9 protein-coding genes are annotated in these 6,888 nt (G+C 51.1%); 4 read left to right on the top strand and 5 right to left on the bottom strand.

All coding sequences use genetic code 11. The features are described 5' to 3' along the window. The coding region (gene argC / locus F753_RS45630) for an N-acetyl-gamma-glutamyl-phosphate reductase (protein ID WP_023446790.1) at positions 1-712 on the top strand (712 nt) is incomplete at its 5' end. A gap of 353 nt (positions 713-1,065) precedes the next feature. Here argC and F753_RS45635 read toward each other — a convergent pair. The 5 genes from F753_RS45635 to F753_RS45645 are packed head-to-tail and all read right to left on the bottom strand — an operon-like array spanning position 1,066 to position 4,408. Continuing rightward, on the bottom strand, positions 1,066-2,982 hold the full coding sequence (locus F753_RS45635) for a hypothetical protein (protein ID WP_031298352.1): 1,917 nt from the start codon (positions 2,980-2,982) through the stop codon (positions 1,066-1,068). Then, on the bottom strand, positions 2,975-3,466 hold the full coding sequence (locus F753_RS0125275) for an ABC-three component system middle component 5 (RefSeq protein WP_031298353.1): 492 nt from the start codon (positions 3,464-3,466) through the stop codon (positions 2,975-2,977). Before F753_RS0125275 ends, F753_RS45635 begins: the two co-directional genes overlap by 8 nt. Next, positions 3,466-3,756 carry an ABC-three component system protein gene (locus tag F753_RS50335; RefSeq protein WP_425337526.1) on the bottom strand — a complete coding sequence of 97 codons (291 nt, stop codon included), beginning with the start codon at positions 3,754-3,756 and terminating at the stop codon, positions 3,466-3,468. The genes F753_RS0125275 and F753_RS50335 overlap by 1 nt, the downstream gene beginning before the upstream one ends. A 6-nt stretch (positions 3,757-3,762) precedes the next feature. Beyond that, complete coding sequence (locus tag F753_RS49865) at positions 3,763-4,059, bottom strand: hypothetical protein (protein WP_023446792.1); 297 nt, start codon at positions 4,057-4,059, stop codon at positions 3,763-3,765. 4 nt (positions 4,060-4,063) lie between these two features. Beyond that, a complete protein-coding gene (locus F753_RS45645; RefSeq protein ID WP_023446793.1) occupies positions 4,064-4,408 on the bottom strand; it encodes a hypothetical protein in 345 nt (114 codons plus the stop codon). A gap of 620 nt (positions 4,409-5,028) precedes the next feature. On the opposite strand from F753_RS45645, the gene tnpA reads away from it, so the two are divergent. The 3 genes from tnpA to tnpC all read left to right on the top strand — a co-directional run. After that, positions 5,029-5,346: an IS66-like element accessory protein TnpA gene (tnpA, locus tag F753_RS49640; protein ID WP_021702849.1), complete on the top strand. Its 318-nt coding sequence runs from the start codon at positions 5,029-5,031 to the stop codon at positions 5,344-5,346. Next, the gene (gene tnpB, locus F753_RS50090; RefSeq protein WP_021702850.1) at positions 5,343-5,678 is read left to right on the top strand and encodes an IS66 family insertion sequence element accessory protein TnpB; all 336 of its coding nucleotides are present in this window, start codon (positions 5,343-5,345) and stop codon (positions 5,676-5,678) included. Before tnpA ends, tnpB begins: the two co-directional genes overlap by 4 nt. A 61-nt stretch (positions 5,679-5,739) precedes the next feature. Beyond that, on the top strand, positions 5,740-6,888 hold a 1,149-nt coding region (gene tnpC, locus F753_RS45660; RefSeq protein WP_023446794.1), incomplete at its 3' end, for an IS66 family transposase.

The raw sequence follows: 6,888 nt of genomic DNA on the forward strand, positions 1-6,888 counted from the left end.
CCCCGCCGTTCGGGTGATCGATGCGAGTTCGGCGCACCGCACCCATCCAGACTGGACCTATGGTTTCGCGGAGATGAACTCGCAGCAGGCCCAACGCATCGCCACGGCACGGCGGGTCAGCAATCCCGGTTGCTATCCCACGGGGGCGATAGGGCTGCTGCGCCCATTGCTGGAGGCCGGGTTGCTGCCCAGGGACTATCCGACGAACATTCATGCTGTGTCGGGCTATTCCGGAAAAGGGCGCGTTGGCGTGCAAGAGCATGAGGGAGAGGGCGCATCACAGGCGCCCGCGTTTCAGGTTTATGGTCTGGGGCTGGCACACAAACATATTCCGGAGATTCAGCAGCAAAGCGGTCTGATGGAGCGGCCGATGTTTGTGCCGGCTTATGGGGCTTTTCGGCAGGGGATCGTGCTGACCATACCGTTGCAACTTCGCTTGTTGGCGCCGGGCGTGGATGCGGTGCGGTTGCATGCGTGTCTTATGCAGCACTACGTCGATGCGGACCATGTACAGGTGATGTCGATGCAGGAGGCCAAAGGGTTGACGTGCCTTGATCCTCAGGCGCTTAACGGGACTGATAGTTTGCGATTGGTGGTGTGTGAAAATGATGAGACGGGGCAGGTTTTGTTGGCTGCGGTGTTTGACAATCTTGGGAAGGGAGCCGCTGGAGCGGCGGTGCAGAATCTGGATTTGATGGTTGCAGGAACATGACTCCGACTACCCACTGGCTCTAGAGTCTATGGCTCGAATTTTCGAGCGGTTGTTTCCTCTCTGTTTATGGCCTGGCATCGACGGCATTAAACGAGTCGAAAACAGAATCTACGCGTGTCAGCAGTTTGCAATCCAGTCAGGCTTTGAAGTTAAACGGTCGTCCACGACAGGCAGCAATCGGCCAAAAGCTGCCTGTCGTAACCGGCCTGAACCAAGTAGATCTCTTATAGCTCTGAATTTACGGCTTAGAGTGGTCTCTAAAGCCAGCTGCTCCTGAAGACGGGGAGACGTCGTAACTACCAAAGCCTGCTACAAGGCAGCGAGAGATGCCCTAGCTGCCTAGCCGAAAAGCTCTATATTTGAAGCACATTACCTTGATAGAAAGGCCCGACTCCGTAATCCGAATTATCAAGCTCATCAAGAACCATTGAAGTGCAGAAAATGAGCTGAAAATCCTTACGACCTTCAAACAACTTAATCAACGCACGCTGAAAATTATGGCTTCGAAACTCCTTCATCCCGCCATTTTCAATAGCGTCAACCATTAAGAATCTCGGGAGTCTATAATTTTCATCATCCAAAGACTCTAAAAGAGCTGAAAGAGGAAGAGAGTTTTTCTTCACATAGTTGGAGCTACCTGAAAATTTCACTCGACCATTTATTAGCATCCGATCTTTTGCAAAATCAATTTCAACACCTGAAATAGTAGCTTCAGAAAACTCCTCCTCGTATGGGTTTCCATTTACGCGGCGCTCTGGCCTCAATATAGATACGACATTCTCAGCCAGGCCAGCATAAACAGAGTTTCTACGGGATTTATTCGCCGCGTTAGCAGCCAGAAGCAGCTCCTTTAACCTTGCTATATCAGCATTAAGGTCTAATTTTTTAAGCTTATGGCTATCGAGATCTGTAACAATCCTGATCTTCTTTTCATAATTTGAGTTTTCCGACTCTAGAAAACCTATTCTCTTCGCGCGCTCAAGTGCTGAGTGAGATGCCAGGTCAAATAGCCCAGCCATTTCAGAAAGCTTACTTTGAGCATTCGCCAAGTTCATCGATGCAACAGAAATCGCTGCTTCTATCCCTAGTTTATGCTCAAGCAAGTCCTGCAAAACCCTAGAATTACTATTTATCTGAAAATCAAGCTCGTTAAGCAGCTCCATATAATTAGATACTTGCTCGACTTTCGCAATAGGAGATTTGCAGAGGTGGCAAACCTCCTCAGAAGAAGGCTGTTCAGCCTCTTTTATTTCACTTAAACAGCAAGGACATTGCGAGTAGCGCAAAAATCCTATTGAGTCGTGAGCGACCCGAGAGTCAAGCAAAGCCTTCCGTCTTTGCTTTAAAGATCTATCGAACAACTCGCAGTCAACAATTTCCCCACTAACAGAAAGCAAATCCTCATGAAATCGCTGCAACTGCTTGTTATATAACTCAACATCAGACTTTATTCTTTTATACTCCACATCACGAAAAGCCTTAACATCACTAGAAACATCTACATCAGGAGGTGCTTCTCTAAGACGCACTATTTCGCCCATATTACTAGCAATGCTTTGCTGCAGAGACCGTAGCGTTACGGAAGAGTCTTCCCCCAATATTCTGTACATTGCTAGCAGATCAGAAGAAATCCGCTCAAATTCGCGTTCCGCAATTAAAAGCTCTTGCCGCATCTGGTGAGTATCAAGGTTATCCAACCCTAGCAAGAACTCTGCAATCGCAAGTCGAGTACCTTCACTATCCGCACGCGGGTTATCTTCTGCCCTAAATATCTTTGTCGATGCCGTTTCTTGATCCACATATAAGAAACGTAAAATCTGGTGCATAGTAAGATTGGCATAGTCCTCCGTCTTATGCCCCTCCCACCCTAAGAGCTCAAAAAACTTTTGCGAAAAAGACATTCGTTCTTCACTTCGACGAGCCCCATAACTCCCCCAGGCCTCAAACTCTGCACCATCACTCTCAAATGCTCCAGATCTAATGGAGATTGGAGGAACCTTCCCCTTCTCGATATCTCGCTTTATCGTAAACGTTTTTCCGTTGATACTTAGCTGACAAATTATGCAGTCACACTTATCCGCCGGATATAACCATTGATTTTCTTTAATTTCCCCACCCAAGACATAGAACAACAACTCCAAAATTGTTGTCTTACCAACTGAGTGATCACCTCGAATAACATTTATCCCTCGATGAAAACGCTCATCATAAACGCTCCCGCCAGATTTCCTGACGACCAACCGCTCTACAAATAAAGTCGAATTACCCATAGCGATACTCCATAAGACCGCTACGACTTTTAAAGCCGTTAGCGCCATCCAGTTTCAGCGTCGGAAATACTCCAACGAGCGCTTTAAAAAAAGCTGACTGAGAGAAATCGTCCAGTTCAAAATGCTCCTTTAATGAGACTGGAATACTCTCCGCCCGCAAAGCCACAGATGAAACCGAGGTCGATAGGATAGACTTTTGTTCCAACGCAACCAATGCAGAGTCCTGAATCCTGGCCAAGTCAAAAAACAACCCCCTGGGATTAGGGGTTATCTCAAATGGCTCCGCAACAGCGGAAATTGATGCAGAATATTTTTTAAGGGCACGCGGCAAATCAACACGCTTCAACAAATGAGGGTACACATAATAAAAATCGATCAGACGTAAAGAGTCGAGAGAAACGCGCCCCTCATCAACACGACTGAGAACATGAAGCAATCTATAAGAGCAATGATGTACGTCGTAAGCAGGGTGATAAATAACCATCAAACCCACTCCACATGACATTTTTCAGTCAGAAAATAGAGCATACCTTCCACAACGTCGCTAGCAACAAATCCACCAGCCAGCCCAACCTCAGCATACAAGGGCTCAATAATTGTGGAGTTAATGGCCGTCCTAATTGTCACATCATCACAGCCAGACCTCAACAAAGGAAGAATATGAGAGTTAAACCTTGTAAGAATCAGGCCAAGAAGATGATTAAAAATTATCTGATAAGCTTTGACATGTTGAAATCTTGCTATTATTTTCACTGCCTTCTGACTGGAAAGCAAAGCCTCTTACAAATACACCTGACGTCCAGCTGCTTCAAGCTTCCCCGCCAAGCCTATTACTGATCGTGACGGAGCATTCCTAATTTTGCTCTCCAATTCCTCAAGAACCATTTGATAGACAGGATCATCCTCTTGGAGGCGTTTATGCTGCTCAATAAGCCCTCTTAGAGTTTCCGCGCCCACCTTGATATCAAACGTCGGCAGATTTACAACCGTCGAACCAACATATAGCGATCCACCGACATCATTATTGGATATTGTATTATTCGAGACCACCATCGCAGTGCTTTGCTTATCAGTCATAGCACTACTCTTTGCCACCCACAACAAGATCTCCTTTCACCTTATTATCATTTATCTCGTTCCTTTCAACATTCTGGCCTTCACCAACTTTCATCGAGTTTTCGACCTCGTTCCCGTTTATCTCATTATCAAGAACTCCGGACTCGGTAGGCTTCGAACTTTTAGAGCTTAGCCAAAGCCAGCCCATAAATGAGCAAAAAATGAAAATAACTAACAAGAGTATGATATTAAGCAGCAAGCTGGACTTTATTAACTCAGCTCTTTCAAGATAGGCAATTATTAGCTGCGAGAACACGAAAGAGGCCAAAACAGAAGGCCCGCCAATTTTTAATGCAGCACCCCAATCCATATTCACTCCAAATATATTAGTTTTTTAACACAAGCAGATTAAGAGCGTATGCATTGCATACACCCGTAAGCTTGTAGAGTTTGATAGGGGCATCCATGACCTCAGGATCATCCATGCATCGGCATAGTGCCAGCACCGCTAAACTAGCTTGTGAGGCACATGACGTAAACAGGAAAGGTGAATACATCGGTAGCTTTTTTTGAAAAGCTCTGGAGCAGTGAATGGCTGAAAGCCCCAATTTATGGGCCTCTCTGGTGCAGTAGGACGCTACATGGAGGATTCATAATGCTAATGCCCCCAGATTCTAGGGTGTGCAGGATTTTTTGTAGCCGGGTGAAGCGCCAAACACTAAAACTTAAACTTTGTACAGCCTGGCTTGGCTAGCGTCTCTGAGAGCCCCATTTGGCTGTGAGGCCACTGACGCGACAGGCTGCTTCTGGCCCAGACCGTGTAAAAACGCAGCAAGCGATGGCAATCAACTGCCGGGGGATTTTCTAAGTGTCCAGAAGGCCGCCGGAGGGTAAGCGTCCGGCCAAGTCACCTTCCGAACCCCAGCATTAAGGGCGATGGTGTCCGCGTATTTTTAAGCGGACGCGATAGCCCTTATCGCCGGTATTGCCATGCGCCAACGAAGCTCTTACCCCCAACCGTTCAAGGCCCAGGTTGTTCAGGAGTGCCTGCAACCCGGTGCGACCGTCTCCAGCGTGGCCATCCGCCACGGTATCAACGCCAACGTCATTCGCAAGTGGCTACCGCTTTATCGAGATCAACTGCCTGCGGCGTTGCCGGCGTTCGTTCCATTGAGGGCTACGCCGAAACGGTCGGCTGAAGCATCGGTGATTATCGAGCTAGCGCTTGGCGAGCAATCGATCACGGTGAAATGGCCGGCCTCCGATCCTGATGGATGCGCCCGCTTTGTCCGTGGGCTCGCCCCGTGATTCGCATCGATACCATCTGGCTCGCCACCGAGCCGATGGACATGCGGGCTGGCACTGAAACCGCGTTGGCTCGCGTGGTGGCGGTGTTCGGTGCGGCGAAGCCGCACTGCGCCTATCTCTTCGCCAACCGCCGCGCCAACCGGATGAAAGTCCTGGTGCACGACGGTGTCGGTATCTGGCTGGCCGCGCGGCGCTTGAACCAGGGCAAGTTCCACTGGCCTGGCATCCGGCACGGCTCGGAAGTCGAACTCGACGCCGAGCAACTTCAGGCGTTGGTACTGGGGCTGCCCTGGCAGCGGGTCGGTGCCGGCGGCACGATCACAGTGTTGTAGCATCGGCCATTAGTCCATCGGGGTATCTGCGCTGACCGCCTGCTCTGGCACAATCAGCGGCATGACTTCCTCGCCCAATCTCGCCCAATTGACGCCTGAGCAGCTGCGTGCACTGGCCGCGCAGTTGCTCACGCAGGTCGACGCGATGGGCAAAAAGATCCACCGCGATCAAACCATTATCGAACAGCTCACCCACGAAATTGCCTGGTTCAAACGGCACAAGTTTGCCAAGCGCAGCGAGCAGCTGAGCCCTGACCAGGGCAGCCTGCTGGATGACCTGCTCGACACTGACATCGCCGCCATCGAGGCGGAGTTGAAAGCCGTCAATCCCCCGGTTGCGCCAGCCGAGCCCCGCCAACAACCCAAGCGTACAGCGCTGCCCGCGCAATTTCCGCGCACCGTGATCCATCACGAGCCGCAGAACACTCAGTGCGCCTGCGGCTGCCAGCTGCAACGCATCGGCGAAGACGTCAGCGAAAAGCTGGATTACACACCGGGTGTGTTCACGGTCGAGCAGCATGTGCGTGGCAAATGGGCCTGTCGCCAGTGCGAAACGCTGATCCAGGCACCCGTGCCGGCCCAGGTGATCGACAAGGGTATCCCCACCGCCGGCCTCTTGGCTCACGTGATGGTGGCCAAATTCGCCGACCACCTGCCGCTGTACCGGCAAGAGAAAATCTTTGGCCGGGCTGGCCTGGCCATCGCGCGCTCGACACTGGCGCAGTGGGTCGGGCAAACCGGTGTGCAGCTTCAGCCGCTGGTCGATGCGCTGCGCGAAACCGTGTTGACCCAGCGCGTGATCCACGCCGATGAAACCCCGGTGCAAATGCTCGCCCCAGGCGAGAAGAAAACCCATCGGGCTTACGTCTGGGCCTACAGCACCACCCCCTTTGCTGATCTCAGGGCGGTGGTGTACGACTTCAGCCCCAGTCGTGCGGGCGAACATGCGCGCACTTTTCTGGGTCAGTGGAATGGCAAGCTGGTCTGCGACGACTTCGCCGGCTACAAGGCCAGCTTCGAGCAGGGCATCACCGAAATCGGCTGCATGGCTCACGCCCGCCGCAAGTTCTTCGATCTTCACGCGGCGAACAAAAGCCAGTTGGCCGAACAGGCACTGCACTCAATAGCCGGCCTGTACGAAATCGAGCGGCAAGCGCGCGACCTGAGCGATGAGGAGCGCTGGCGAATGCGGCAGGAAAAAACGGCTCCC

The organism is Stutzerimonas chloritidismutans AW-1 (assembly GCF_000495915.1).
Classification (GTDB): domain Bacteria; phylum Pseudomonadota; class Gammaproteobacteria; order Pseudomonadales; family Pseudomonadaceae; genus Stutzerimonas; species Stutzerimonas chloritidismutans.